This window comes from Agromyces sp. GL_144 (assembly GCF_057834305.1).
The window spans coordinates 1,702,825-1,728,183 of sequence record NZ_CM174399.1 but is presented as its reverse complement, the minus strand read 5'-3'; the positions used below and the strand labels follow the sequence as shown (position 1 = coordinate 1,728,183).

Genomic DNA, 25,359 nt, shown 5'->3' with positions numbered 1-25,359 from the left:
GGGCTCATGCAGGCTCGCCTCTGGAGCGAGCCGCGGCTCACCGAGTGCGGATCGAGGCTCGAGCCCGGCGCAGCGCGCCGTCGACCTCGAGCGATGCGCAGGCATGACGGCTGTCGACCAGCCCGCGGCCGACCATGACGCGGTGGCATTGCTCGGCGAGGCGAAGCTGCGCGCGGAGATCGCTGGTCGGCAGCGCAGGCGATCGGTCGGCGCTGATGAACGACGGCAACGCATAGAGCAGGTCTTCACCGGTCGCGACGCGAAGCAGCGCGCCCGCTGGTTCGAGTTCGCGTTCGACCTCGAGCATCGCGATGCCGGCCTCGAGCAGCATGCGTTCGCCGAGCTCCTCGAGGTGCGCCTCGAGGAGCTCGCGCGCCCGCCCGTAGCGGAGACACGTGGCATGCGCGCGACCGACGATGAGTCGTTCTTCGGCCACGACGATGATCGTCGCCGCCGTGGATACCGGCCGGGGCGTGGGCGGGGCTTCGTGCATGGATGGGCTCGCTTTCAGTTCGGGTCTGATGGAGTCAATCAGCACCCGCCGACATCCATCCGACGACGAAAGAGCAGGTCAGACACGTTTAATCCTGTGGAGAATCCGCCGAACCCGACCCCTGTGGAGGAGGAGTGCCCCGCCGCGTCGTCGAGACCTCACCCGGCCCGCTCGAGGCATCCGCTCTCAGCCCGTTCACGTATCATCGCCGCATGCCCGAGCGCGTGCACAAGATCACCTCGATGGGCGGCTCGGCGCCGAACGAGCCGCCGTTCGACGGTGCGCCGCAGCCTGACGGCGCGCCATCCGACGCGCCCGTGCGCGGCTCCGGCCTCGATCGAGGCATCGACGTCGTGCTGTCGATCCAGCGACCGGTCGTCGTGGCGCATATCCGCAGCATCCGTCGCCGTGTTCCGGATGCCTCGACCGAGCGTCTCGTGCGCATCCTCGAGCGGCGCTACCTGGCCGCCGTGACCACGGGCGGTGCCGCCGTCGGTGCGACCGCGGTGATCCCCGGCATCGGCACCGGGATGACGCTCGCGCTCTCCGGCATCGAGACGGCCGGGTTCCTCGAGGCGACGGCCCTGTTCGCGCAGTCGGTCGCCGAGGTGCACGGCATCGCCATCGACAACCCGGATCGCGCGCGAGCCCTCGTGATGACCCTCATGCTCGGTCGCGAGGGCGTCGATCTCGTGCGCCGGTTCGCCGGCCAGGCGAGCGGTGGCGGCATCGCCCGCGAGGCCTACTGGGGCGAACTCATCACGAACGGACTCCCCCGCGCGCTGGTCGGCCCGGTCGCCGACAGACTGCGGGCCGCGTTCATCAAGCAGTTCGCCGTCAAGGGCGGTGCCGGCATCATCGGCAAGGCGCTGCCGTTCGGCATCGGCGCCGCGATCGGCGGCACCGGCAACCACCTGCTCGGACGCAAGGTGCTGCAGCAGTCCCGCCTCGCATTCGGGCAACCCCCGGTGCTGCTGCCCGCCGAACTCGAGCCCGGCGACTCGCCGACGCTGCTGAACGCGGCCGCTGCGCGCCTGACCCGTGCGGGTGCGGCGGTGGGATCGGTCGCGGTCTCGACCAGTCGCGGCCTGCGCGCCGTGGGGGCGGCGGCGACCAGGCGCGGACGGAAGGGCAGTGACGAGCCCGCGGTCGAAGCGGACCTGCTCGACTCGAGCATCACCGATGCCGACACCGGCACACCGGAGATCGGTCCTGTCGACCCCGACACGATCGGCCCCTGACGCGATCGGTCCCGACGTGCATCGCCTGGGTCGACTCGCCACGCCCAGCACGGTGATGGATTGTCGACGCAGAATGCTGCGGCCCACAGCAGAGGCAGAACGGAAGCGGGCCCGCTACTCCACCTCGAGCTCCTCCTCGACGCGCTCGGCTTCGACGTCGTGGTCGTCGATGTCGCCGTCTTCGGCGTGCAGGGCGGCGAAGCGCTCCCACTCGCCCATGAGATGGTCGACCGCCGCATGGAAACGCTCGGTCGTGACACCCGGGGTCGTGTCGCCGAAGTACCGCTCGACCCAGACCCCGAGGCGCTCGAGCGCGGCCGAATCGTGGGCGACCTCGTCGACGCGAGCGACGAGCGCCGCCGGCGATGTAGGCGACACGGCGTCCCCGGCGTCGAGCCATTCGCAGGCCTGCAGGTAGCCGGCGGTGTCGATCTGGGCCGCCGGATTCACGGGGCGGGTGATGAGCAGGGGCTTTCCGGCCGCCAGTCGGTCGTAGACCATGGCCGAGATGTCGACGATCGCGACATCCGCCGCCGCCAGCTGCCAACCGAGCTTCGGGCCGTCGTCGTAGACGTGCTGCGCCGATGGATCGGCCGCGTTCGCGGCGGCGATGGCCGAGATGACGGCCTGGTTGGCGGACGCGTACGCGGGGTCGACCACGCCCGACCGCGGATGCGGGCGGTAGATGACGCGGTGACGCCCGGTGGCGAGCAGCCCGGTGACGAGTGCGACGCCGTGCGAGGCGATCGAGCCGTAGGCGGCGGCGGCGCGATCGCCCTCCCAGGTCGGCGCGTAGAGCACGACCTCGCGCTCGTCGGGCGTGTACGGCAGCGTCGCGTCGTCGAGGTAGTGGTCGGCCTGGGGTCGCCCGATCGGGATGGCGCGCTTGTCGAAGTCGTAGTCCCAGAGCACCTTCTCGAGGCGGGCACGAGCGGCATCGCCGGCGATGAGGGCGTAGTCGTAGGCCTTGAACTGGTTCGTGGTCATGTACATCTTGTCGGACTCGCCGTGGTTGATGAACACGTGCCAACGCCGCCCGTAGCGCATCATCTGGAAGTTCTTCGCGTTCTGGTTCACGTAGAAGATGACGTGCAGGTCCTGCTCGTGCACCACCCGCTCGAGGTCGGCGACCCGACGCACGTAGGCGACCGGCAGCGGCGACTCGTCGAGCAGCTTCAGTGCGGCGCCCGAGGCACGACTGAGGATGAGCACCGGATGCCGCTCCGCGAGCGTCGCGAGCGGGGCGTACCACTGGCGCAGCTGGTACATGTTGACCTGGCCGTCGGCGAAGTAGACGCCGACCCGGAAGCGGTGCGGCTCGAAGGGCGCCTGCGCGGCGAGCTTGGCGACGAGCGCCCGCTGTGCCCGCCGCGACCACATGATCTCTTTGGCGAGCTTGACGGCCCGGCGTGCATCTCTTCGCAATCCCACCGTTCAAGGGTAGCGACGCGACCCCGAGCGGATGCCTCGGAGCTGCGCCCGCCCGCACACCGATGGCCGATCGTTACGGGCGATCGGGTCTCGATACGCTTCGCCGCTTCGCCGGCGGCAAGCGCGCACGCTCAGACCGCCGCCGTCAGACGATCGGCGGCCGCCCGGCGAGCGTCATGCGCCACACGGTGCGCCAGCTCATTGCGCGCCGCTGCCCCGGGTGTTCGCGCCAGCCCGCCCGCCATCCGGCGAACCAGGCCTTGAGCGCGGCCGGCTGCCGCGCCCAACGCAGCACCTGGATGGCGGTCCACGATCCGACGTAGAACGGCACGAGCACGTACGGCAGGTTGCGCCGTGCGAGCCACACCCGGTTGCGGGCGTTGAGCCGGTAGTAGTACGCGTGCCTGGCGGGGTCGATGACCGGATGCCCCGCCTCGAGGTCGCCCGCATACCAGGCGACGTGCCCGGTGTTCCATACGCGCCACGCGAGCTCGATGCCCTCGTGGGCGTAGAAGAACGGGTCGGCCCAGCCGCCGGCGGCCTCGAACACGCGTCGTGGCATCAGCACGGCCCCCTCCCAGCACGAGAACACGGGGCTGGAGTGCGCCGCATCGCCCTTGCGGATGCGCGGGATCCACCGGCGCGGCGAGACCAGGCCGGTCGGGTCGACGACGCGGGGCTGGATGAGGCCGAGTTCGGGCCGATCGGCCAACATGCGACATCCGTCGTTCAGGAAGGTCTCGCTCGGCAGGAACGCGTCGTCGTCGAGGAAGAAGAGCACGTCGCCGTCGACCTCTGGCACGCCGCGGTTGCGACCGGCCGGGATGCCGAGGTTCTCGGGCAGGTGCAGGGTCTTCACCCCGGCGGGCAGCGCCGGGTCGGATGTCGCGGGGTCCCACCCGTTGCCGACGCAGACGACGTCGACCTCGACGCCCTGCTGGTCGAGCACGCTGCGGATGCCGCGGGCGAGGTCGTCTGGGCGTTTGCCCATGGTGAGCACGACGACGCCGACGCGCGGCGTCGAGACGTCGTGGGGCTCAGGAACGGACACGCCGAGAAGCCATGATCGCGACGAAATGCCCGATGACGGCGAGGATCGCGAGCGGAAGCAGTGCGGCGAGCACGATGCGGTCGACGAGCGGCTGACCGAAGACGAGGCCGACGAGCGCGGCGGCGAACACGATGAGCGTGAGCTCGACCGAGTGGTAGAGGCGGTGGAACGGCAGGAACCTGGCCGCCTTGCGGAGCTTGGCGACGAGGCCGCCGCGCGGCGCGCTCTCGCCATGGGTGTCGGCCAGCTTGGAGAGGCCGGCGTTGGCACGCGCGACGTGCACCATGTCGTTGAGCGCCTTGTTGAGCACGATCACGAGGGCGAGCAGCGCCGCGAGCGTGGTCCAGAGGAAGTCGGCCGGGAACTCGAGCGGATAGGCGGCCGCCCGGATGCCGAGCGCGAGCGGGATGAGCGCCTCGGTCGAGTAGTGGCCGACCTTGTCGAGGAACACCCCCGCGGGCGACGACGTGCGGCGCCACCTGGCGACCTCGCCGTCGCAGCAGTCGACGAGCATCTGCAGCTGCCCGAGCACCACGGCGAGCAGCGCCCCCCAGACACCCGGGATGAGCAGGGCCGCGGCCGTGGACCAGCCCACGAGGATCATGAGGCCGGTGACGCCGTTCGCCGAGATCGGCGTCTTCAGCAGCCACCAGGTGAGGTACGGCGAGAACCGGCGCAGGTACAGCGAGGCCGTCCAGTGCTCGGCGTTGCGGCGGCCGCGCACCTCGGGCGGCTGCGCGACGGCGCGAAGCTCGGCGATGCTCGCCGGCCTCCCGTGCGGGTCGATGCGCGACATCCGTGTCACCTTCCCGTGTGCTCGGCGATGTTGCTCGTCAACGAGAGGTACCCGGGCACGAAGCCGGCCCCCCAGAAGACGTGAATGCATGGCAAGACTACGAGAAACCAGAGCGCCGTGCGCACGCCGTGACCGCGGGCGTAGAGCAGCGTCGCCGCGATCACGAAGAGGAGGTAGACCGCCGGGATCGCGAATCCGATGAGGAGCCACGGCGTCGCGCCGACCGCGGCCTGCACGATGCCGATCACGCCGAGCACGAACCCGAGCAGGGTTCCGACGACCATGGCGGGCGGAATGAAGTAGCGGATGCCGCTGGCACCCGGGAAGCGACGGGCGAGCTCTCCTCGCCAGAGGCCCGTCGAGAACATCTGCCGCGCCAGTCGCTCGAGCGTGGCCCGCGGACGGTAGGTGACCGCGAGGGCGGGCGTGAACCAGACGACGCCGCCGTCGGACCGAAGCCGGTGGTTGAGCTCCCAGTCCTGACCGCGCTTGATGCCCTCGTCGAAGAGCCCGACCCTGAGCAGCGCCTCGCGGCGGAACACGCCGAGGTACACGGTGTCGGCCGGCCCCTCTTCGCCGCCGACGTGGAAGGAGCCGCCGCCGAGGCCGACCTTGGTCGTGTAGGCGAGCGCGACCGCCTGCTGGAACGGCGTGATGCCCTGCGCGTCCATGATGCCGCCGACGTTGTCGGCGCCCGTGCGCTCGAGCACCTCGACCGCGACGCGGGCGTAGTGGGCCGGCAGCTTCGAATGGGAGTCGACCCGCACGATCACGGGATGGACGGCGGCCCGGATGCCGAGGTTGAGCCCCGCCGGCGTCGAGCCGACCTCGTTCTCGAGCACGTGGATGCGATCGTCACGGGCGGCGAGATCGGCGACGAGCTCGTTGGTGCCGTCGATCGACGGCCCGAGGGCGATGAGCACCTCGACCGGCCCCTCGTAGTCCTGCGCGAGGATCGATTCGACCGCCTCGAGCACATGCGAGGCGTCGTTGAGCACGGGCATCACGTAGGACACGCCGACGAGGGGCGATGGGGTCGCCTCGTGGTGCTGCTCGGGCATGTTCCTCACTCGTGATCGGGTCGATCGAGCCTAGCAGTCGGCACCCGACGCTCCGCGGTCGAGGCGGGCGCAGACGCAGACCGCGGTACCGACCCGAGTGTGGGTCGGTACCGCGGTCGATGTGGAACTGCGGGGCTCAGCCCTCGAACGTGCCGAGGGTGACCTCGGCGGTCTTGGACTCGCCGTCACGCGTGTACGTGAGGCTCGCCTTCGCGCCGCCGGGGAGCGCCCGCACCTGCGCGGTGAGGTCGGTCTGGTCGGTGATCGGCACGCCGTTGAACTCGGTGATCACGTCGCCCTGCTGCAGCCCTGCGGCAGCGGCGGCGCCGCCGTCGGCGGGAGCCTCGGCGATGAGCGCGCCGACCGTGTCGCTGCCCTTGGCCGCCTCGGCGGAGGTGACCGAGGCGCCGAGCAGGCCGTGGGTCGCCGCACCGTTGTCGATGATCTCTTCGGCGATGCGCTTCGCGAGGTTCGACGGAACCGCGAAGCCGACGCCGATGTTGCCGGACTCCGACGAGGAGCCGGTCGACAGGATCGCGACGTTGACGCCGATGAGCTTGCCGTCGGAGTCGAGCAGCGCACCACCCGAGTTGCCCGGGTTGATCGCGGCATCCGTCTGGATGACCGGAAGCGAGACCTGGCTCGTCGCGGCCTGCTGCTGCGGCTGCTGCGACTGGCCGCCCTCACCGTCTGGCAGGTCGAAGAAGAAGTCGAACGGGCTGTCGGAGCCGCCCTCGCCCTGATCGCCCTGGCCGCCGTCTTCACCCTGGGTGGAGTCGTCGGGCGTCGTCGGAGCCGCCGAGGAGGCGACGTCGATCGAGCGGTTGAGCGCGCTCACGATGCCGTTGGTCACCGTGCCCGAGAGGCCGAGCGGAGCGCCGATGGCGATCGCGGTGTCGCCCACGTTGAGCTCGTCGGAGTCGGCGAAGTCGAGCGGGGTGAGGCCCGAGGCATCCGTCAGCTTGATGACCGCGAGGTCGGACAGCGGGTCGGTGCCGATGACGGTCGCCCCGTAGAGGTGCCCGTCGGCCGTCTTGACCTGGATGCTCGGGTCTGAGATCTCGCCGTCGAGCGTGACCACGTGCGTGTTCGTGAGCACGTAGCCGTCGTCGGAGAGGATGATGCCCGAACCGGTGCCCGCGGCGCTGCTGCCCGACACCGAGATCGTGACCACGCTCGGGCTCGCCTTGGCGGCGACGGCCGTGATCTGGTTCACGGAGTCGGTGTCGTTGACGACGATGTTCTGCGCGCTGGCCGTGTCGGTCGCGGTCGTGCCCTGGTCGTTGCCGTCGACGAGCGCGTAGATGCCCGCGCCCGAGGCGCCGCCGATGAGGGCCGCGGCCACGAGTGCGGCCGCGACGCCGAACCCGACGCGCTTCTTGGGCTTGTCCTGGCCGGCGACGCCGGGAGCGGTCGGCCCCGCGTTGTAGGGCGGCACGCCCGCGATGGGCATGGTCGGCTGCGTCTCGTCGGGGCGGGGGCCGCCGAACGCCGGCGGGATCTGGCCGGGCTGCGCGGATGCCGCGGCGGGGCCGGATGCCGCGGCGTAGGCCGGTGCCGCAGGAGCGGCGGGAGCGGCCGGCGTCGCGGGCGCGATCGGTGCCGTGGGCGCGGTCGCCGGAGCTGCCGCGCGAACCGGAGCTGCGGATGCCGCGGCGTAGGGCTGGGGGGCCTGGCCGGGCGTGTACACGGTTCCGGTGGCCTGCACGGGGGCGGGAGCCGCCGGGGCGGCCGGGGCCGCGGGAGCGGCGGGGGCCGGAGCTGCGGGAGCCTGAGCTGCCGGGGCGGGAGCGGCGGCGGCATCCGTCACCGGAGCGGCATCCGCCACGGGAACTTCAGGGGCCGCCGGCGCTTCAGGAGCCACGGGCACGGTCGGCGCCGCGTCGGTCGCGGGGGCGGCATCCGTCGTCGGTGCTGCCGCCGAAGCGGTCTCGGGCGCGGCGGTCTCGGGGGTCTGGGCGACCTGCTCGTTCTCGGGCTGCGTGGGTCCGTCGGTGCTGTCGGTCATGATGTGCTCCTTCCAAGGCGAAGCCAGCTTCCCGCCGCAACCTGTGCGGCGCATCGGCGAAGTCTGTGATCTTGCTATCCCCTGGCGGTGAAGGCCCCGAGTGCTCGAATCACCCGCTCGAACACGTGGGGCCGGTGCGGAATCGCGCCCGGGAAACGCCGTGGGACAGCGTAGCGGGCGCACCCTGACATACGGTGTGAGCGTGACCGACTTCGACTCCGCCTCCCGCCTCCGGCCGTGGCAGCGCACCGCGGCGGGCGCCGGCCTGCTCGCCGCCGACGGCACGATCGCCGCGACGATCTTCGCCGAGATGAGCGCGCTCGCCGCGCGCACGGGCGCGATCAACCTCGGGCAGGGCTTCCCCGACGAGGACGGCCCGGCCGAGGTGCTCGAGGCCGCCCGCGCCGCCATCGCCGACGGCGTCAACCAGTACCCGCCCGGCATGGGCATGCCCGTGCTGCGCGAGGCGATCGCGCGCCACCAGCATCGCTGGTACGGCCTCGAGGTCGACGCGGCATCCGAGGTGCTCGTCACGGCCGGCGCGACCGAAGCGCTCGCGGCGACGATCCTCGCGCTCGTCGACGACGGCGACGAGGTGGTCACCTTCGAGCCGTACTACGACGCCTACGCAGCCCTCATCGCGAGGGCGGGCGGCGTGCATCGCACGGTGCCCCTCGCGTTCCCCGACTGGCGACCCGACCTCGACGTGCTCGAGGCGGTCGTCGGCCCGCGCACGCGGCTCATCATCGTCAACACACCGCACAACCCGACGGGCGCGGTGTTCGACGCCGAGACGCTCGTACACGTCGTGCGCCTGGCCGAACGGCACGACGCCGTCATCGTCACCGACGAGGTCTACGAGCACCTCGTGTTCGACGGCGCGCACACGCCGATCGCGACGCTGCCCGGCGCCCGCGAGCGCACGGTGACGATCTCGTCGGGCGGCAAGACCTTCAGCACGACCGGCTGGAAGGTCGGCTGGCTCATCGCCCCGCCGCAGCTGGTGACCGCGATCCTCGCGGTCAAGCAGTACCTCACCTACGTCAACGGCGCGCCGTTCCAGCCGGCGATCGCGACGGGACTCGACCTGCCCGATGCGGTGTTCACGGATGCCGCGACCGCCCTCGCGGGCAAGCGCGACGTGCTGGCGAATGGGCTCTTCGCGGCCGGGTTCGAGCTCGCGCTGCCGTCGGCCGGCTACTTCATCGTGGCGGATGCCGCACCGCTCGGCTTCGACGACGGCGTCGAGTTCTGCCGCCGGCTGCCCGACCTCGCGGGGGTCGTCGGCGTGCCGATCTCGGCGTTCGTGCATCCCGACCGTCGCGGCGCGACGCGGAGTCTCGTGCGGTTCGCGTTCTGCAAGCGCCTCGAGGTGCTGCAGGATGCCTCGGCGCGACTCGCCTCGCTCGGTGCGCGATGACGGCGAACAGCGCGGGCGGGGTCGCGGACGAGCCGGTGGGCGATCCGCCCGGGATCACGATCCGCCACGCGACCCGGCGGGACCTCGACCTGACGGAGTCGATCGAGAACGAGGCGGACGCCCTGCTGGTCGACCTGCTGCGTCCGGCGCAGTGGCGCCCCGCGCCGACCGGCCGCGAACGCGCGGCGCAGCGCGGCTTCACGCTCATGGCGATCGAGGAGGGCACCGAACGGGCCGTCGGCTTCGTGCACGTGCTCGAGGTCGGCGTCGTCGACCAGGGCGGCCTCGACCAGGGCGGCCTCGCCCACCTCGAGCAACTGTCCGTGCTTCCGGACGCCGGCCGGCGCGGTCACGGTCGCCGGCTCGTCGAGGCCGCGGTCGACGAGGTGCGTCGACGAGGGTACGACCGCATCACCCTGCGCACCTACGCCGACGTGCCATGGAACGCCCCGTTCTACGCGAGCTGCGGCTTCGTGGAGACCGAGCCCGACACGGGCTTCCTGCGAGGGCTCGTCGCGGTCGAGCGCGACCACGGATTGGCGTCGCCCCGGCGTCGCATCCAGATGACCAGGGATCTTCGCAACGCCGCGGGCGCCGGCTGAACCGATCCAGCCGTGCACGGGTCGTTCCGGGGCCCGGGGTGTCGTGCTCAACGCCGCGGCACTTTGGCACTTTGGCACCGAATCGAGAGTGAACCCGCCGCCCGCCGCCGCCGGTCTGACCGGCGACGTGCGGCACCAGCTGCGTCAGCGCGGCACGACGCCGAACCGGCGCAGCTGCAGCGCGGGGTTGACCCGCCGCACCGCGGCGATGCGCTCGGCCGAGACCCAGGCGACCGCGACATCCGTCGTCTCGCCGATGGTGGCGAGCTCGACGCCCATGGGGTCCACGATCATGCTGTTGCCGGCGCCGACCGGCGGGGCGTGGTCGGCGGCCGCGACGTAGACCGTGTTCTCGAGGGCCCTCGCCGTGGCGAGCACGCGCCAGTGCGCCTCCTTCAGCGGCCCGCGCACCCACTCGGCCGGCATGCACACGACGTCGGCGCCCGCGTCGACGATGCGGCGCGTGACCTCTGGGAACCGCGCGTCGTAGCAGGTCTGCAGCCCGAACCGCAGGCCGCCCGCCTCGAAGGTCTCCGGCTCCTCGACGGCGCCGGGGGCGACCCACTCGGACTCGCGCTGGCCGAACGCGTCGTAGAGGTGCAGCTTGCGGTACGTCGCCAGGACGCCTGCCGACGGCCCGACCGCCACGACGGTGTTCGACACCCGCCGCTCCCCCTCGACCCGCTCGATCATGCCCGCGACGAGATGCACCCCGAGCCGCTCGGCCACTGCGGCGAGCGCCCGCGTGAACGGACCGTCGACCGGTTCGGACGCCGCGAGCCACGAGGCATCCGGCTGCGGCGTGAAGTAGCTCGAGTACTCGGGGAACACGACGAGGCCCGCGCCCCGGGATGCCGCGAGCTCGGCCAGGCGCGCGATCTCGGCGAGGTTCGCCACGGCGTCGTCGCCCGGCGCGAACTGCGCGACGGCGATGCCGAACGCGGTCGCGGCCGAGACGGATCCGGCAGCGGCAGCGGCAGCGGGCACTGGAGCGCCCATGTCAGGCCCGCGCCGCGTCGAGGGCCTCGAGCGCCCACGCGTAGTGGCCGCCGAGGCACTCGTGCACGGGCTCGGCGAGCGGCCCGCCGAGCCAGTCGTGCGCGGTCGGGTCGAAGAGGGCGTCGTCGCTCAGCGACTCGACGCGGGCGAGCACGGTGATGTGGCTCTCGCGAAGCCGCTCCCGAGCGGCCGCGAGCGACTTCGAGTCGCGGTACCGGTCGCGCAGTGCGACGTTCAACTCGTCGAGCTGCGCCCAGCTGTACCCCTCGGCCGGGTACGCGACCGGCTTGCCCGCCCGCTCGGCGTCGAGCCAGCCGAGCAGCAGCGTGTGCCAGGCGTAGAGGTGGTCGATGAGGTCCCGGATGTCGCGGTCGCGCCCCGCGCGTGGGAACGGCGCGTCGCGCTCGGGCTTCGGGATCGACTCGATGGCCTCGTCGAAACGATGGAACCCACGGACTGCGGATGCCTCGAGCTGGACTCGGTTCGTCGGAACGGACATGTGGCCATGCTAGGACAGCGCCTGCACCGACAGGGCTCGCGACGGCCGGGACGCACGCGAGCGGTTCAGTCGGCGGCGGCGATGCGTCGGGCGAGGCTCCAGACCTCGGCCGCGGCGTCGGCATCGTCGAACCGCCGGAAGCGCCGTGCCTGCGCCGGATGCCCCGACAGCTGGAACGGGCCCGAAGGGGCGATCATGCGCCCGGGCGCGACATCCGTCGTCAGCGCGACCAGCGCGGTCCGGGCCGCCTGTGCCGGCGTGTTGCCCAGGCGCCGGCTGAGGCTCGCCTGGTAGGCCGGGGCCTTCGCCCTCAGGCCGGGCGCGATGCCCGTGTCCGGCGCGATGCCGGGGTGGCAGAGTTCGACACGCACGCCGGGCGTGCGGCGACCGAGTTCGACCCCGAACAGCCCGAGGGCGAGCTTCGACGCGCCGTAGGCGCGCAGCGGCGTGTACCGGTCGATCTCGAGCGTGTCGTGCAGGTCGAGTCGCGCGGTCGCGGCTGCGAGGCTCGTCTGCACGGCGATGCGGGCGCCGCCCGCGACGAGCAGGGGCAGGATGCCCTGCACGAGCAGCGCGTGCCCGAGGAAGTTCGTCTGGAAGTGCAGCTCGTACCCGTCGACGCTCACGTGCCGCACGCGGTCGCCGAGCAGCACGATGCCGGCGTTCAGCACGAGGAGGTCGATCGGGCGGGCCTCGGCCGTCAGCCGCGCCGCGAGGGTCCGCACCGAGTCGAGCCTCGCCAGATCGACGTCCGCGGTCACGAGCCGGGCTTCGGCGACGCCCTCGCGGATGCTCGCCTCGGCAGCCGCGCCCCGGCCGCGGTCCCGAACGGGCAGCACCACCTCGGCGCCCGCGCCCGCGAGCGCGCGTGCGATCTCGAGGCCGATGCCGCCGCTGGCGCCGGTCACGAGCGCCCGCTTGGATGCGAGGTCGGGCAGGCAGGCGGCGGGCTCGTGCCGCTTCGCATGGCCGTGGCCCGGCGCGTACTCGTCGGGCCGGACACCGGTCGATCGCTGCATGGCTGGAGCGTATCGAGCCCGCCCGCCCGGGCGCCTCTGGGCTGTCCCTGATGCGACGGGAGGCCGCATCGGTGCAACGGCCATGCGCCCGGCACGCGAAAGGCGGGCAACCCGTGCCCGCCAGCTTCAGTTTAACGCAGGGAGGGGGCCTTGCCGCAAGGGCCCCCACGTGGTGCACAATGGTCCGTCGCCCGCTTCACACCAGGAGGAGAAGTCCTGACCAGCACCGCATTCAACCTGCCCGCACGCCTCGCCGTCAAGGCGGCGCCCGAGCTCATCGCCGACGACGAGGCGCAGTTCGCCGCGATCGCCGCCACCGTCGAGGAGTCGATCGCCGAGACATCCGCTCGCCTCGAGACCACCCGCAGGGAGCGCGGCGGCCACGGCCAGCGCGCGCTCGATCGCGACCTCGAGGTGCACCGCCTCTCGGGCCGGCTGCGCACCCTGCGCCGGTTCGGTCTCGACCTGTGCCTCGGGCGCATGGTCGGCGACGACGGATCCGATCCCGTCTACATCGGACGCACGGGCCTCACCGACGACGCGGGGCGCCGGTTGCTGCTCGACTGGCGCTCCCCCGCCGCCGAGCCGTTCTTCGGCGCCACGCACGGCGAGCCGATGGGCCTCGCGAGCCGCCGACGCTACCGGTGGACCCGCGGGCGCGTGACCGACTACTGGGACGAGGTGTTCGCACCCGACGGGCTCGAGGGCCGAGCCGCGCTCGACGACCAGTCGGCGTTCATCGCGAGCCTCGGCGGCACGCGCTCGCCGCGCATGCGCGACGTGCTCGGCACGATCCAGGCCGACCAGAACGCGATCATCCGCGCCGGCTCCCGCGGAGCGCTCGTCGTCGACGGCGGCCCCGGCACGGGCAAGACCGTCGTCGCCCTGCACCGCACGGCCTACCTGCTCTACTCCGATCCGCGCCTCGGGCACCGCCACGGCGGGGTGCTCTTCGTCGGACCGCATCAGCCCTACCTCGACTACGTGTCCGACGTGCTGCCGAGCCTCGGCGAAGACGGCGTGCAGACCTGCACGCTGCGCGACCTGCTGCCCGAGGGCCCGGCCGCCGTCGCCGAGAACGACGCCGAGGTCGCGCGCCTCAAGTCGTCGGCGCGGCTCGTGAGCGCCGTCGAGGCGGCCGTGCGCCACTACGAGGTGGCGCCGACGAAGGGCATGGCGGTCGAGACGCACTGGGCCGACGTCTGGCTCGACGCCGCGGACTGGGCCGAGGCGTTCAGCGCCCCCGAGCCCGGCACACCGCACAACGAGGCGCGCGGTCAGGTGTGGGACGAACTCATCTCGATCCTCATCGACAACCACGACGAGGTCGACGTCTCCGACGAGATGGTGCGCCGGTCGCTGCAGCAGAACCCGGCCCTGCGCACGGCGTTCAACCGGGCGTGGCCGCTGCTCGACGCGGCGGGCGTCGTCGGCGACCTCTGGTCGGTGCCCGCCTACCTGCAGGCCTGCGCGCCATGGCTCGGCGCCGACGAGATCCAGGCGCTGCAGCGGACGGATGCGCGCGCGTGGACGGTCGCGGACCTCCCCCTGCTCGACGCCGCCAGGCAGCGCATCGGCGACCCCGAGGCATCCGCTCGCCGGCGCCGTCGCGAGGCGATCGCCGAACGCGAGCGCGAGGAGATGGGCACGGTCATCGACCACCTCATCGACGCCGCCGAGTACGACGACGGCGAGGGCGTCATGACGATGCTGCGCGGGCAGGACGTGCAGAACTCGCTGCTCGCGCAGACCGCGGCACCCAAGAGCGACCCAGAGGTGCTGGCCGGCCCGTTCGCGCACATCGTCGTCGACGAGGCGCAGGAGTTGACCGACGCCGAGTGGCAGATGCTGCTGCTGCGCTGCCCCTCGCGGAGCTTCACGATCGTCGGCGACCGCGCCCAGGCCAGGCACGGGTTCACCGAGTCGTGGCAGGAGCGCCTCGAACGCGTCGGATTCGGTGCCGACGGCATCACGCTCGCCTCCCTGACCGTCAACTACCGCACGCCCGAGGAGGTCATGGCCGAGGCCGAGCCCGTCATCAGGGCCGCCCTGCCCGACGCGAACGTACCGACGTCGGTGCGCAGCAGCGGGCTCCCCGTGCGGCGCGGGTCGGTCGCCGAGTTGCCGTCCGTGCTCGAGGAGTGGCTCGCGGAGCACGACGAGGGCATCGCCTGCGTCATCGGCATGGGCGGCGCGAGCGGCGACCTCGAGACAGGGGCGGATGCCCCGGGCGCGACGCTGCCCGCATCATCACGGGTGCGGTGGCTGACGCCCGAGCTCGCGAAGGGCCTCGAGTTCGACCTCGTCGTGCTCATCGACCCCGACGCGTTCGGCGACGGCATCGAGGGCGCCGTCGACCGCTACGTGGCGATGACCCGCTCGACGCGCGAGCTGGCCATCCTTACGAGTCCCTGAGTCTCGCGGGCGCCTGATCCCGGCGGCGTGAGCCTCACGAGTTCCTGAGCGGGGCGTGTCAATGGGTCGGATGATCCCGGCACGCCCCGTAGCGTCGTGACATGGGCTTCTTCGCACCGCGCCGACCGCGCGACATCCGGCTGCACGATGCATCCGTCGACCTCAAGGCAGGCCGTGCGCCGTGGAGCCTCTGGGCCGACGGGTTCGGCAGGCTCGCGATCCGGTCGATGCAGGCGATCATCGTCGTCGCGGTCGCCGCCGGCATCTACTTCGTCATCCAGTCGCTGACGCTCGTGACGATCCCGCTCGTGATCGCGCTCATCCTCGCGAGCGCGTTCGCACCCGTCATGAACTGGATGCGGCAGCGCGGCATCCCCTCGGTGGTCGCGACGCTCATCACGATGCTCGTGACGGTGCTGCTGCTCGGCGCGCTGGGGTGGCTCATCGTGTGGGCCGTTCGCGACCAGTGGGACGAACTCGCCGTGCAGGCGCAGGAGGGGTTCAAGCAGCTGTCGGCGTGGGCGCAGGACCTGCCGTTCTTCCCGACCGCCGACCAGCTCGACGACTGGATCGCGCAGGCGACCGCGTTCCTGACGAGTGCCCAGTTCGGGTCGGGCGCGATCGCCGGCGTCGGGGCGGTCGCGAGCTTCATCACGGGGTTGGTGCTGCTCGTCACGATCCTCTTCTTCTTCCTCAAGGACGGCCCGCAGATGTGGGAGTTCCTGCTGCGGCCGTTCCGTGGCGAGCACTACGCGCGGGCGCACCGGGTGGGCGCCAAGACCGTGTCGGTGCTCGGCTCGTACATCCGCGGCACGGCGGCCGTGGCGCTCGTCGACGCCGTCGGCATCCTCATCGGCCTGCTCATCCTGCAGGTGCCGCTCGCCCTGCCGCTCGCGGTGCTCGTGTTCCTGCTCGCCTTCATCCCGATCGTCGGCGCGACGCTCGCGGGCATCCTCGCCGCACTCGTGGCCCTCGTGGCCAACGACTGGGTCAACGCGCTCTTCGTGGTGGGGGTCGTCGTTCTCGTGAACCAACTCGAGGGCAACTTCCTGCAGCCGGTGCTCATGGGCCGTTCGATGAAGCTGCACGCCTTCGTCATCCTCGTCGCCCTGACCGTCGGCGCGGCCGTCGGCGGCGTGCTCGGCGCGGTGCTCGCCGTTCCGATCACGGCGGTCGCGTGGGGCATCGTGCAGGTCTGGGACGGACCGGGAACGCCCGCGCGATGGGCACGAGCGAAACGGATGCCGCAGCCCGTCGATTGAGCTGTGCGGTGAGTCTGTAGCGTGGTATCCGTGACGAAGACCCCCACATCAGCACGCAGCTCGCTCCCCCACGTCGTGATCGTGGGCGGCGGCTTCGCCGGCGTGTACGCGGCCAAGGCCCTCGCGAAGGCGCCGGTGCGCGTCACGCTCATCGACCGGCGGGTGTACAACACGTTCCAACCGCTGCTCTACCAGGTCGCCACCGGTGGCCTGAACCCGGGCGACGTCACGCATTTCCTGCGGAGCCTGCGCGTGCGCCAGCCCAACCTCGAGATCGTGCACGAGCACCTCATGGAGATCGACCCCGACGATCGCTCCATCCGCCTGCTCGACGGCCAGACCATCGACTACGACTACCTCGTGCTCGCGAACGGCGTGACCACCACGTACTTCGGCACGCCCGGCGCGAAGGAGCATGCGTTCGCGGTCTACTCGCGCTCGCAGGCGATCCGCATCCGCGACACCCTGTTCACCCGGCTCGAGCGGGTCACGCAGCAGATGGATCGCGACGACGGCCTGCGTGTCGTCGTCGTCGGCGGCGGCCCGACCGGCGTCGAGATGGCGGGCGCGCTCGCGGAGCTCCGCGACCAGGGCCTGCGCCCCGCGTACCCCGAGCTCGAGGGCGACGCCTTCAGCATCACGATCGTGCAGCGCGGTCAAGAACTGTTGAAGCCGTTCATCCCGCGCCTGCGCGTCTACGCGAAGAAACAGCTCGAGCACCGCAACGTCGAGCTCCGCCTCGGGGCGGGCGTCGCCGAGGTGCGCAAGCACGAGGTGGTGCTCACCGACGGCACGGTCATCCCCTCAGACATGACGGTGTGGGCGACGGGCGTCGCGCCGCATGAGGAGGTGCGCTACTGGAGCCTGCCGCTCGACGAGCACGATCGCATCAAGGTCGGCGAAGACCTGCAGGTGCTCGGCCTGCCCGGCGTGTTCGCGGCCGGCGACGTCGCGATCGCCCCTCAAGACCTGCCGCAGCTCGCACAGCCCGCCATCCAGGGTGGCACCCACGTCGGCCGGCAGATCCTGCGCATCATCGCCGGCGAGCCGACGCAACGCTTCGAGTACTACGACAAGGGCCAGCTCGCGATCATCGGGCGGCGCTCGGCCGTCGGCGAGATCCCCGGCATCGCCAACGTGCCGGTGCTGCACGCGCTGAAGTTCCTGCAGAAGGTGCCCGGGTTGCGTCGCACCATCGGCCTCACCGCCTACCCGGCGTGGGCGGTCTGGCTGTTCGTGCACATCGGGAGCCTCCTCGGCGCGCGCAACCGGCTCACGACGATGATCGGCCTCTGGGTCCGCTACGGCTTCCGCTGGTACCGCACGCCCGTGCCGATCGTGGGCGACGTGCCCGCGATCCGCCCCTCGCGTGCGCAGCGGCTTCGGCTCACGCCCGAGGAGCAGCTCCTGGCAGACGCGGCAATGGCATCGGACCGGGCCGACGAGGTCATCACGACCGCGCGGCCTGCGGAGAACGAATCGCCCACCGACGAGCCGGACTGAGCGGGGCGCTCTCGATTCTGCGGTGCGTTCGCGCGGCGCGTTCGCCGCTCAGACCGGGCCGCCGCCGAGGTCGCCGAACATGAATCCGGCGTTCTGCTCCCGTTCGCGCCGCTCTCGCTCGAGGGGATCCAACTCGTCGTCGGTGACGAGCACGGGCCCGCCGGCGCCGCCCTCGCCCACCGCGACCGGCTCGGCCTCCTCTCGCAGTCGCTCGTCGGCCGCATGTTCGATGAGCGACGGCACGTACTGCCGCACCGGGTTGGACTCGAGCCGAGCAGCCTCCTCATCGACGATGAGCCTGATGCGCTCCGCGTCGACCGACGGAAACCGCTCCGTCAGCCGCGTCACGAGGTTCTCGATGGCGTTCTGCTCGACCGGATCGTTCATGCGCCAATGGTCCTCCGTGCGGGCCGCGCTGGCAATGCCCGCTCGGCGACGGGCCGGTGAACGCTCGGTGGCGCAGGGCCCGGCACGCCGACAAACGGATGCCGCGGCGCGGCGCTGCCGCCCCGCTGGCGCCTCGCTGGCACCGAAATGTCGGAGATTCGGCCCTCTGCGTCCCAACGGGGAGGCGAAGGCACCGAAACTCCGACATTCCGCACGTGCCCGGGGCTGACACGCCCGACCCCATCCTCACGTTTCGGCCGATACGCCGGCGCCGCGGTGCTCGGGCGGTGCTGCGCTCGCGCGGTGCTCGCGTCGAACGAGAAGAGGTCGGCCCGGATTTCTCCGGGCCGACCTCGTATTGGTTGCGGGGGCAGGATTTGAACCTACGACCTCTGGGTTATGAGCCCAGCGAGCTACCGAACTGCTCCACCCCGCGCCAGGCCCTGAATCAGGGCCGCACGCTGTTGCGCTTCGTCCAGTATACGCGTGCGGCGGGCCGGCTCCGACCACTCGGGCCTGCGAGAGAGCCGGTCACCGCGGGCTGGAGAATGGACCGCCGCACCGGCAAGCGGATGCCGCCGCGCGGCGTGTCGCCGCAAGAGCAGCCCTGAGTGACCGAGCCGAAGCCCCAAGCCCGCGAATGCCGGCACGAACGCGAAGAGGCCGGAATCGAATTGCTTCGATTCCGGCCTCTTCTGGCGGTATTTCTACCGCTTCGGTTGCGGGGGCAGGATTTGAACCTACGACCTCTGGGTTATGAGCCCAGCGAGCTACCGAACTGCTCCACCCCGCGGCACAAGAGATGAATCTAGCACGGGATCCGGGCGCCATCAAATCGGGGCGGGTTCAGCACCACCGACCCCGAGGACCGGTGCTGACGAGCCACGGGGCGCCGCTGCGAGGCATCCGATCGTGTTGCAGCATGTGCACACGCCTGAGTATTCGCTATGGAACCCCTCCACAGGCGAACGCGTTCCGTTGCGGTTCCCGCAGATTAAGTTAGGACTCCTTTCGAACTCGGTCGCCGCGTTGGTACTGTCCCGGAAACCGCCAGCCGATCGGGGCGACACCGTCCCGGCACGATCGATGAGGATCCACATGACCCAACGCCACCTGCTCCGCAGCGGCTCGATCGCGATCGCCGCAGCATCCGTGCTCGCGGCATCCGTCGTCACCGCCGCCCCCGCATTCGCCGCACCATCGACCGCCGACACCGTGCCGGCCGCCCAGCTCAACGGCTACCGCAGCGTCGGCTACTTCATGGCCGACTCCCCCGTGACCCGCGACTACCAGGTCGCCGACCTCGTGACGACGGGGGCGATCGGCGACCTCACCCACCTCAACTACGCCTTCGGCAACGTGACGAGCGACCTCCGCTGCGACATCCTCGACCAGCCGGGCGAGGGCGACGCGCAGAACGACTTCCTACGTCAGGTCAGCGCGGCCGACTCCGTCGACGGCATCGCGGATGTCGCGGGGCAGCCGCTCGCGGGCAACCTCAACCAGTTGCGCAAGCTCAAGCAGGTCAGTCCCGACACGAAGATCCTCGTCTCGCTCGGCGGCTGGACCTGGTCCGACCACTTCTCGGAGGCCGCCTCCACGGCGGAGGGCCGCACGGCGCTCGTCGACTCGTGCATCGACCTCTACCTCAGGGGCGACCTGCCCGTCATCGACGGTGCGGGCGGCCCCGGCGCCGCGGCCGGCATCTTCGACGGGCTCGACATCGACTGGGAGTGGCCGGTCACCGGCGGGGAGACCGCCAACGCGCGACCAGAAGACAAGGAGAACTTCCTCCTGCTCATGGAGGAGTTCCGCGCCGAGCTCGACGCGTACGGCGCCGAGACGGGCGAGCACTACCTGCTCACGGCGTTCGCCGCGGCGGGCGGTTGGAACGCCGGAGAGGGCGGATGGCTCGACCCGCGTCTCTTCGCATCGGTCGACTTCCTGAACGTGCAGGGCTACGACTTCCACGGCGGCTGGGTGCCGACGCAGACCGGCCACCAGGGCAACCTGCACCCCGACGGAACGCAGAACTGGGGCCTGGGCCTCGACGGCGCGATGGGCATGTACGTGAACGCGGGCGCCGACCCGTCGCAGTTGAACGCCGGGCTCGCGGCCTACGGCCAGGGCTGGACCGGCGTCACCGACGGCACGAAGGCATGGACGAGCGCCACCGCCTCGATCGGCACCGCGACCTACGCGAACCTGCGCACGGTCGGCACCGCCTACTTCGACGCCGAGGTCGGCGCATCTTGGCGCTGGGACGGCAACGACTGGTGGAGCCTCGACGACCCCACCTCGGTGAACGCGAAGGCCGAGTGGCTCGCCGGCGAGGGCTACGGCGGCGCCATGTGGTGGGACGTCACGGGCGACTACCGCAACGAGCTCGGCGGGGCGCTCGGCAGCACGTTGCGGGCCGCGACCCCCGGTCCGGGGGCGGATGCCTCGTGCGCGGCGCCCTGGTACTCGACCGGCGTGTACACCTCGGGCGCCGTCGTCTCGTTCGGCGGCGCGGAGTACCGCGCCAAGTGGTGGACCCGCAACCAGCAGCCGGGCGACCCGAACGGCCCCTGGCAGCGGATCGGCGCATGCGGCACCGCGCCGGCCGTGCCGACGCAGGAGTGCGCGCCCGTCTGGGACGCCGCGGCGACGTACACCGGCGGCGAGGTCGTCTCACGCGCCGGCGTCAACTACACGGCGCAGTGGTGGACGACGGGCGAGCGCCCGGGCACGACGACCTGGGGCTCGTGGAACCCCACCGGGCTCTGCACCTGACACGTTCCGCGACACCGATGGCCGGCAGGGAATCCTGCCGGCCATCGGTCGTTCACGGGACGATCCCCCCGGTCACTCGCCTTCGTCGGCCAGCGCCAGCATCTTGGCGATGGTCTCGGCGAGCTGCGCGTCGGCCGCGCCGTACGCGGCCCAGTCGCCGTCGGCGAGTGCCGCCTGCTTCGCCTTGAGGAAGCCGGATGCCTCGCGCAGGAGCTCCTGCATCTCGGCGCTCGGCTCGCCGGTCGAGCCGCCGGTGCCGCCGTCGGTCTCGCCGCCGTCGGTCTCGTCGCCGTCGGTCTCGCCGTCGGGCGTCGTGCCCGGGTCGACCGCGTTGTCACCGGCATCGGCACCGGAGTCGCCGCCGAAGAGCACGTCGAGCGCGAGGTCGAGCGTGTCCTGGAAGGCGATGTCGTCGCCGAAGGCCACGAGCACCTTCTGCAGCAGCGGGTAGCTCGTATTTCCCGTGGACTTCACGTATACCGGCTGCACGTAGAGCAGGCCGCCGCCGACCGGCACCGTGAGCAGGTTGCCGTTGATCACGTCGGACTGCCCCTGCTTCAGCAGGTTCAACGACTGCGACACCGTCGGATCGGAGTTGAACGTCGCCTGCACCTGGCCTGGGCCGGGCACGTTGTCGTCTTCGGGCAGGGTCAGCAGCCTGAGCTTGCCGTAGCCGTCGGCGCGCTTGCCATCTTCGGCGCCCGCATCGGCGTCGACCGCGAGGTATCCGCGCAACACGTTGCGGCTCTGGTCGCCACGCGCCTCGGGGATGAAGGTCGTGTACAGCGAGTACGACGGGGCGTCTTGACCCGGCATCTGCATCGTCAGGTAGTACGGCGGCTGCAAGAGCGTCGTGTTGGCGCCCTCGGTCGGCTCCTTCGGGGTCGTCCAGGCGTCTTCGCGCGAGTAGAAGGCGCTCGCATCGGTCACGTGGTAGCGGCCGAGCACCGCGCGCTGCATCTTGAACAGGTCGGCCGGGTACCGCACGTGGCTCAGGAGCTCCCCCGACATCGTGCTCATCGGCTCGACCGTCGACGGGAAGATCTTCTGCCACGTCTTGAGGATGGGGTCGTCGGTGTCCCACGCGTAGAGCGTCACCGAGCCGTCGTAGGCGTCGACCGTGGCCTTCACCGAGTTGCGGATGTAGTTGACCTCGTCGAACGGCAGGGTCTGCGGCAGCGTCTCGCTGTCGGCGATCGCCTCGCTCATGCTGACCTTGTTGGAGTAGGGGTACTGATCGGAGAGCGTGTACGCGTCGACGATCCAGACGAGCTTGCCGTCGACGACCGAGGGGTACGCGTCGGAGTCGGGCGTGAGATACGGGGCCACCTTGCGGACGCGGTCGACGGGGTCGCGGTCGTAGAGGATCTGCGAGGTCGTGTTCACCGCGTCGGAGAGGAAGATCTGCTCGGACTGGAACTTCAACGCGTAGGCGAGCTTCGTGAACACGTTGTCGAGCTTCGGACCGCCGTCGCCCTTGAAGGTCGTCTGGGTCTGCTCCTCGTTGTCACCGCCGGCCGGGTAGTCGAGCTCGACCGGCTTCGTGCCCGTCGGTGCACCGACGATCGAGTAGTCGGGCGAGTTCTCGCCGAAGTACACCCGCGGCTCGAACTCGCCGAGGTCGCCCGTGGACGGGATGCCGGACTGCACGAAGACGGGCTGACCGCCTGGCGAGCGCTGGTTGCCCGCCGCGGCGACGAGGCCGTAACCGTGTGTGTAGACGATGTGCGAGTTGTACCAGGTCTCGGCGTCGCCGAGGCCGGACAACTGGAGGTCACGCACCGCGACCACGGTGTCCTGCGTCTTGCCGTCGATCTGGTAGCGGTCGACGTCGAGGGAGTCGGGGAACTGGTAGTACTGGCGGAACTGCTCGAGCTGACGGAATGCCGGGCTGATCACGAGCGGGTCCATGAGGCGGATGTTCGCGGTGGTCTCGGCATCGGCACGCAGCGCGCCGGGCTCGGCGGTGGTCTGCGCCTCGAACGGGATCTCCTCGATGTCGGCGACGCCGTAGGCATCTCGGGTGAGATCGATGTTGCGCTGGATGTACGGCGCCTCGAGCGTTCGCGGGCTCGGGTCGACCTGGAACCGCTGGATCACCCACGGGTACAGCGTGCCGATGAGCAGGCTCGAGACGACGAGGAGCGCCACGCCGACCAGCGGCAGACGCCACCGGCCGATGATGGCGGTCACGACGAAGAGCACCGCCACGCCAACGGCGGCGACCGCGAGGATCTGACGGCCTGGGATCACCGCGTTCACGTCGGTGTATGCCGCACCCGTGATGAGCGAGCCCGTCTCGGTGACCGTGGCGTACTGGTCGAACCAGATGCTGACGCCCTGCAGGAGCAGGTAGAGGCCGGCCGTGATCGCGATCTGCACGCGCGCCGACTTCGAGATGACGACCTCGCGGCCGCTGATGCGGATCGCGCCATACAGGTAGTTGGTCGCCGCGACGAGCAGCAGCGAGAGCAGCACGACCGCCGACGCGAAGCCGATGATCGACCGGTAGAAGGGCAGTTCGAAGACGAAGAACCCGAGGTCGAAGCCGAACTGCGGGTCGGTCGAGCCGAAGGGCGTGCGGTTCAGCCACGTGAGGGTGAGGTCCCAGCGGCTCGACGTCGAGACGCCGGCGAAGATGCCGAGCACGACCGGGATGCCGTACATCGCCAGGCGCCGCAGCGGCTCGAACACCTCTTGGTAACGATCGAGTTGCGAGTTCAGCTTCGCGTACACCGGACGCGTTCGATACGCGATCTGGATCGACGCCCACACGGGCAGGGCCATCGCGACGAAGCCGATGAGGAAGAGCACCGTTCGGGCGACCCACTGCGTGGTGAGCACCTCGAGGAACCCGAGCTGGTCGTACCAGAGCACGTCGGCGTAGAGCCCGACGAACACGAAGAACGCGATCACGAGCACTGCCAACACCCCGATCGTCAGGGCGATGGGCGCTCGGCGGCGCGATGTCCTCGGTTCTTGCGTCTGTGCTGTCACTCTCGGCCTCTTGCTTCGGTCGGGACGGATCGAGATTCCATCCTATGTTCGCGAACCCGAGCATCCGCCCGGAATGGCGCGGTTCGACGCCCTGAGACCCCGGTCAGTCGCTTCCGACGGTGGAGCAGGTCGCGAATTCCGACGTGTCGGCACCTTCCCCAGCCGCCTCGACGATCTCGCGGGCCTGGTCGAGATCGGTCACGGCGAAGACGTCGAGGCCGTCGGGCACGTGTCCGGTGACCTCGTCGCAGTTCGATTCGGGCGCGAGGAAGACGGCGGCGCCGGCATCCTTGGCACCCCAGAGCTTCTGGCGGATGCCGCCGATGGGCCCCACGACCCCGGCGGAGTCGATCGTGCCGGTGCCCGCGACGACCTCGCCGCCGGTCATCGCGCCCGGCGTGAGCTTGTCGACGATGCCGAGCGCGAACATCATGCCGGCGCTCGGACCGCCGACGTCGTCGAGCTGCAGTTCGACGTCGATCGGGAACTCGTAGACCATGCGCACGCCGATGCCGAGCACGGCGGTGCCGCCGTTGTCGGTCGGCGTCACCTCGACATTCGACTCCGCGCCGTCGCGGAGCACCGTGAGCTCGGCCGGCGACTCGGTGCCGTTCTGCTGCACGGCGGCGCGCAGCTCGTCGATCGAGAACACCTGCGTTCCGTTGACGGCCTCGATCACGTCGTCGTCCTCGAGCAGTCCCGCGGCCGGGCCCTCCTCGACGACGCCGGTGACCGTCACCTCACGGGGGAAGTCGTAGCCGAGCTCGACGAGGGCGGCCGCGATGGCGTCCTGCTGCGAGTCGACCATCGCCGCCGAGTTCTGGGCGTCGCGGTCCTCGCTGCTGAGGCCGGGAGGGAAGATCGCCTCGACCGGGACGACCGATTGCTGCGGATCGAACCATGCGCCGAGCACCTCGAACCAGGTGGGCGTCGAACCGGGGCGCCCGACCACCGAGACCGTCAGCAGGTTCAGCTCGCCGTCGGTGGGATACGTCTGCTCGTCGGGGATCTCGATGAGCGGGATCTCTTCTCCCTCGTGCTCGGCCGTGCCGAGGGTGTCGTAGACCGGCCCCGGACGCTCGATCACGTACGGCGTCGGGAAGAGGGCGAACACGACGCCGACCACGGTCGCGACGATGGCCGCCCACCAGCCCACCCGCTCGCGCAGCGGACGACGACGGTCTGCATGCTCCTCGGACGAAGCGGGCAGCGGCGACCGGTCGTCGTCGAACAGGGCCATGGGTGCGTCCTTCCGAGCGGTTCGTGCCACCGCATGGTTCCGGGTGCCGGCTGTTCGCGACGGGCGGACACCGGGAACGCCCAGCTTAAGCCATTTCCCAGCCTGGCGCCCGGAGCGCGGCGCTACGGTTGGAGGGAACTTGACAGGAGGTGGCTCACGT

19 protein-coding genes and 2 tRNA genes are annotated in these 25,359 nt (G+C 71.0%); 7 read left to right on the top strand and 14 right to left on the bottom strand.

Annotated features, from left to right (window positions below):
* Nucleotides 1–37 precede the first annotated feature (37 nt).
* On the bottom strand, nt 38–436 hold the full coding sequence (locus AC3IPY_RS07725) for a hypothetical protein (RefSeq protein ID WP_489187795.1): 399 nt from the start codon (nt 434–436) through the stop codon (nt 38–40).
* 269 nt (nt 437–705) lie between these two features.
* Between AC3IPY_RS07725 and AC3IPY_RS07720 the strand changes: the two genes are divergently transcribed.
* On the top strand, nt 706–1,734 hold the full coding sequence (locus AC3IPY_RS07720; protein WP_489188280.1) for a hypothetical protein: 1,029 nt from the start codon (nt 706–708) through the stop codon (nt 1,732–1,734).
* 114 nt (nt 1,735–1,848) lie between these two features.
* Here the strand turns inward: AC3IPY_RS07720 and AC3IPY_RS07715 are convergent, their stop codons facing one another.
* The 5 genes from AC3IPY_RS07715 to AC3IPY_RS07695 form a co-directional block, all read right to left on the bottom strand.
* Nucleotides 1,849–3,165 carry a CDP-glycerol glycerophosphotransferase family protein gene (locus AC3IPY_RS07715; RefSeq protein ID WP_489187794.1) on the bottom strand — a complete coding sequence of 439 codons (1,317 nt, stop codon included), beginning with the start codon at nt 3,163–3,165 and terminating at the stop codon, nt 1,849–1,851.
* Between the two features lie 145 nt (nt 3,166–3,310).
* Complete coding sequence (locus tag AC3IPY_RS07710) at nt 3,311–4,156, bottom strand: glycosyltransferase family 2 protein (protein WP_489188279.1); 846 nt, start codon at nt 4,154–4,156, stop codon at nt 3,311–3,313.
* A 46-nt stretch (nt 4,157–4,202) separates the two neighbouring features.
* Entirely contained in the window at nt 4,203–5,012 is an 810-nt protein-coding gene (locus AC3IPY_RS07705; RefSeq protein ID WP_489187793.1) for a CDP-alcohol phosphatidyltransferase family protein, read from the bottom strand.
* 5 nt (nt 5,013–5,017) lie between these two features.
* Nucleotides 5,018–6,073, bottom strand: coding sequence for a glycosyltransferase family 2 protein (locus AC3IPY_RS07700; protein ID WP_489187792.1), 1,056 nt, complete (start codon nt 6,071–6,073; stop codon nt 5,018–5,020).
* A gap of 136 nt (nt 6,074–6,209) precedes the next feature.
* The gene (locus tag AC3IPY_RS07695) at nt 6,210–8,081 is read right to left on the bottom strand and encodes a S1C family serine protease (RefSeq protein WP_489187791.1); all 1,872 of its coding nucleotides are present in this window, start codon (nt 8,079–8,081) and stop codon (nt 6,210–6,212) included.
* Between the two features lie 202 nt (nt 8,082–8,283).
* Here AC3IPY_RS07695 and AC3IPY_RS07690 point away from each other — a divergent pair, with 202 nt between their 5' ends.
* On the top strand, nt 8,284–9,501 hold the full coding sequence (locus AC3IPY_RS07690) for an aminotransferase class I/II-fold pyridoxal phosphate-dependent enzyme (RefSeq protein WP_489187789.1): 1,218 nt from the start codon (nt 8,284–8,286) through the stop codon (nt 9,499–9,501).
* Nucleotides 9,498–10,103, top strand: a complete 606-nt coding sequence (locus AC3IPY_RS07685) for a GNAT family N-acetyltransferase (RefSeq protein ID WP_489187788.1) — start codon at nt 9,498–9,500, stop codon at nt 10,101–10,103. The genes AC3IPY_RS07690 and AC3IPY_RS07685 overlap by 4 nt, the downstream gene beginning before the upstream one ends.
* A 144-nt stretch (nt 10,104–10,247) precedes the next feature.
* Here AC3IPY_RS07685 and AC3IPY_RS07680 read toward each other — a convergent pair whose 3' ends face one another.
* From AC3IPY_RS07680 to AC3IPY_RS07670, 3 genes are all read right to left on the bottom strand, one after another.
* On the bottom strand, nt 10,248–11,102 hold the full coding sequence (locus AC3IPY_RS07680) for a carbon-nitrogen hydrolase family protein (RefSeq protein ID WP_489187787.1): 855 nt from the start codon (nt 11,100–11,102) through the stop codon (nt 10,248–10,250).
* 1 nt (nt 11,103) lies between these two features.
* Complete coding sequence (locus AC3IPY_RS07675; protein ID WP_489187786.1) at nt 11,104–11,601, bottom strand: ClbS/DfsB family four-helix bundle protein; 498 nt, start codon at nt 11,599–11,601, stop codon at nt 11,104–11,106.
* A gap of 65 nt (nt 11,602–11,666) precedes the next feature.
* Nucleotides 11,667–12,620 carry an SDR family NAD(P)-dependent oxidoreductase gene (locus tag AC3IPY_RS07670; RefSeq protein ID WP_489187785.1) on the bottom strand — a complete coding sequence of 318 codons (954 nt, stop codon included), beginning with the start codon at nt 12,618–12,620 and terminating at the stop codon, nt 11,667–11,669.
* A 216-nt stretch (nt 12,621–12,836) separates the two neighbouring features.
* Between AC3IPY_RS07670 and helR the strand changes: the two genes are divergently transcribed.
* The 3 genes from helR (at nt 12,837) to AC3IPY_RS07655 (ending at nt 17,800) form a co-directional block, all read left to right on the top strand.
* Nucleotides 12,837–15,035: an RNA polymerase recycling motor ATPase HelR gene (gene helR / locus AC3IPY_RS07665; RefSeq protein WP_489188277.1), complete on the top strand. Its 2,199-nt coding sequence runs from the start codon at nt 12,837–12,839 to the stop codon at nt 15,033–15,035.
* 101 nt (nt 15,036–15,136) lie between these two features.
* A complete protein-coding gene (locus AC3IPY_RS07660) occupies nt 15,137–16,297 on the top strand; it encodes an AI-2E family transporter (RefSeq protein ID WP_489187784.1) in 1,161 nt (386 codons plus the stop codon).
* 30 nt (nt 16,298–16,327) lie between these two features.
* The gene (locus AC3IPY_RS07655) at nt 16,328–17,800 is read left to right on the top strand and encodes an NAD(P)/FAD-dependent oxidoreductase (protein WP_489187783.1); all 1,473 of its coding nucleotides are present in this window, start codon (nt 16,328–16,330) and stop codon (nt 17,798–17,800) included.
* Nucleotides 17,801–17,848: 48 nt separating this feature from the next.
* Here AC3IPY_RS07655 and AC3IPY_RS07650 read toward each other — a convergent pair whose 3' ends face one another.
* The 3 genes from AC3IPY_RS07650 to AC3IPY_RS07640 all read right to left on the bottom strand — a co-directional run bounded on the left by AC3IPY_RS07650 (nt 17,849) and on the right by AC3IPY_RS07640 (nt 18,980).
* Nucleotides 17,849–18,187 carry a three-helix bundle dimerization domain-containing protein gene (locus tag AC3IPY_RS07650; RefSeq protein WP_489187782.1) on the bottom strand — a complete coding sequence of 113 codons (339 nt, stop codon included), beginning with the start codon at nt 18,185–18,187 and terminating at the stop codon, nt 17,849–17,851.
* Between the two features lie 359 nt (nt 18,188–18,546).
* A tRNA-Met gene (locus tag AC3IPY_RS07645) sits at nt 18,547–18,623 on the bottom strand.
* Nucleotides 18,624–18,906: 283 nt separating this feature from the next.
* Nucleotides 18,907–18,980 (bottom strand) — tRNA-Met (locus AC3IPY_RS07640).
* Between the two features lie 305 nt (nt 18,981–19,285).
* Here AC3IPY_RS07640 and AC3IPY_RS07635 point away from each other — a divergent pair.
* Nucleotides 19,286–20,962 (top strand): glycosyl hydrolase family 18 protein, encoded by a 1,677-nt coding sequence (locus AC3IPY_RS07635; RefSeq protein ID WP_489187781.1) that lies wholly within the window; start codon nt 19,286–19,288, stop codon nt 20,960–20,962.
* Between the two features lie 72 nt (nt 20,963–21,034).
* Here AC3IPY_RS07635 and AC3IPY_RS07630 read toward each other — a convergent pair whose 3' ends face one another.
* Entirely contained in the window at nt 21,035–23,959 is a 2,925-nt protein-coding gene (locus AC3IPY_RS07630) for a UPF0182 family membrane protein (RefSeq protein WP_489187780.1), read from the bottom strand.
* A gap of 103 nt (nt 23,960–24,062) precedes the next feature.
* Nucleotides 24,063–25,199 carry a YlbL family protein gene (locus AC3IPY_RS07625; RefSeq protein ID WP_489187779.1) on the bottom strand — a complete coding sequence of 379 codons (1,137 nt, stop codon included), beginning with the start codon at nt 25,197–25,199 and terminating at the stop codon, nt 24,063–24,065.
* Nucleotides 25,200–25,359 lie beyond the last annotated feature (160 nt).

Coding starts and splice junctions, on each gene's coding strand:
- AC3IPY_RS07720 (WP_489188280.1), top strand. CDS start 706: ATGCCCGAGCGCGTGCACAAGATCACCTCGATGGGCGGCTCGGCGCCG.
- AC3IPY_RS07710 (WP_489188279.1), bottom strand. CDS start 4,156: ATGGGCAAACGCCCAGACGACCTCGCCCGCGGCATCCGCAGCGTGCTC.
- AC3IPY_RS07705 (WP_489187793.1), bottom strand. CDS start 5,012: ATGTCGCGCATCGACCCGCACGGGAGGCCGGCGAGCATCGCCGAGCTT.
- AC3IPY_RS07700 (WP_489187792.1), bottom strand. CDS start 6,073: ATGCCCGAGCAGCACCACGAGGCGACCCCATCGCCCCTCGTCGGCGTG.
- AC3IPY_RS07695 (WP_489187791.1), bottom strand. CDS start 8,081: ATGACCGACAGCACCGACGGACCCACGCAGCCCGAGAACGAGCAGGTC.
- AC3IPY_RS07685 (WP_489187788.1), top strand. CDS start 9,498: ATGACGGCGAACAGCGCGGGCGGGGTCGCGGACGAGCCGGTGGGCGAT.
- AC3IPY_RS07680 (WP_489187787.1), bottom strand. CDS start 11,102: ATGGGCGCTCCAGTGCCCGCTGCCGCTGCCGCTGCCGGATCCGTCTCG.
- AC3IPY_RS07675 (WP_489187786.1), bottom strand. CDS start 11,601: ATGTCCGTTCCGACGAACCGAGTCCAGCTCGAGGCATCCGCAGTCCGT.
- AC3IPY_RS07670 (WP_489187785.1), bottom strand. CDS start 12,620: ATGCAGCGATCGACCGGTGTCCGGCCCGACGAGTACGCGCCGGGCCAC.
- AC3IPY_RS07660 (WP_489187784.1), top strand. CDS start 15,137: ATGGGCTTCTTCGCACCGCGCCGACCGCGCGACATCCGGCTGCACGAT.
- AC3IPY_RS07650 (WP_489187782.1), bottom strand. CDS start 18,187: ATGAACGATCCGGTCGAGCAGAACGCCATCGAGAACCTCGTGACGCGG.
- AC3IPY_RS07635 (WP_489187781.1), top strand. CDS start 19,286: ATGACCCAACGCCACCTGCTCCGCAGCGGCTCGATCGCGATCGCCGCA.
- AC3IPY_RS07625 (WP_489187779.1), bottom strand. CDS start 25,199: ATGGCCCTGTTCGACGACGACCGGTCGCCGCTGCCCGCTTCGTCCGAG.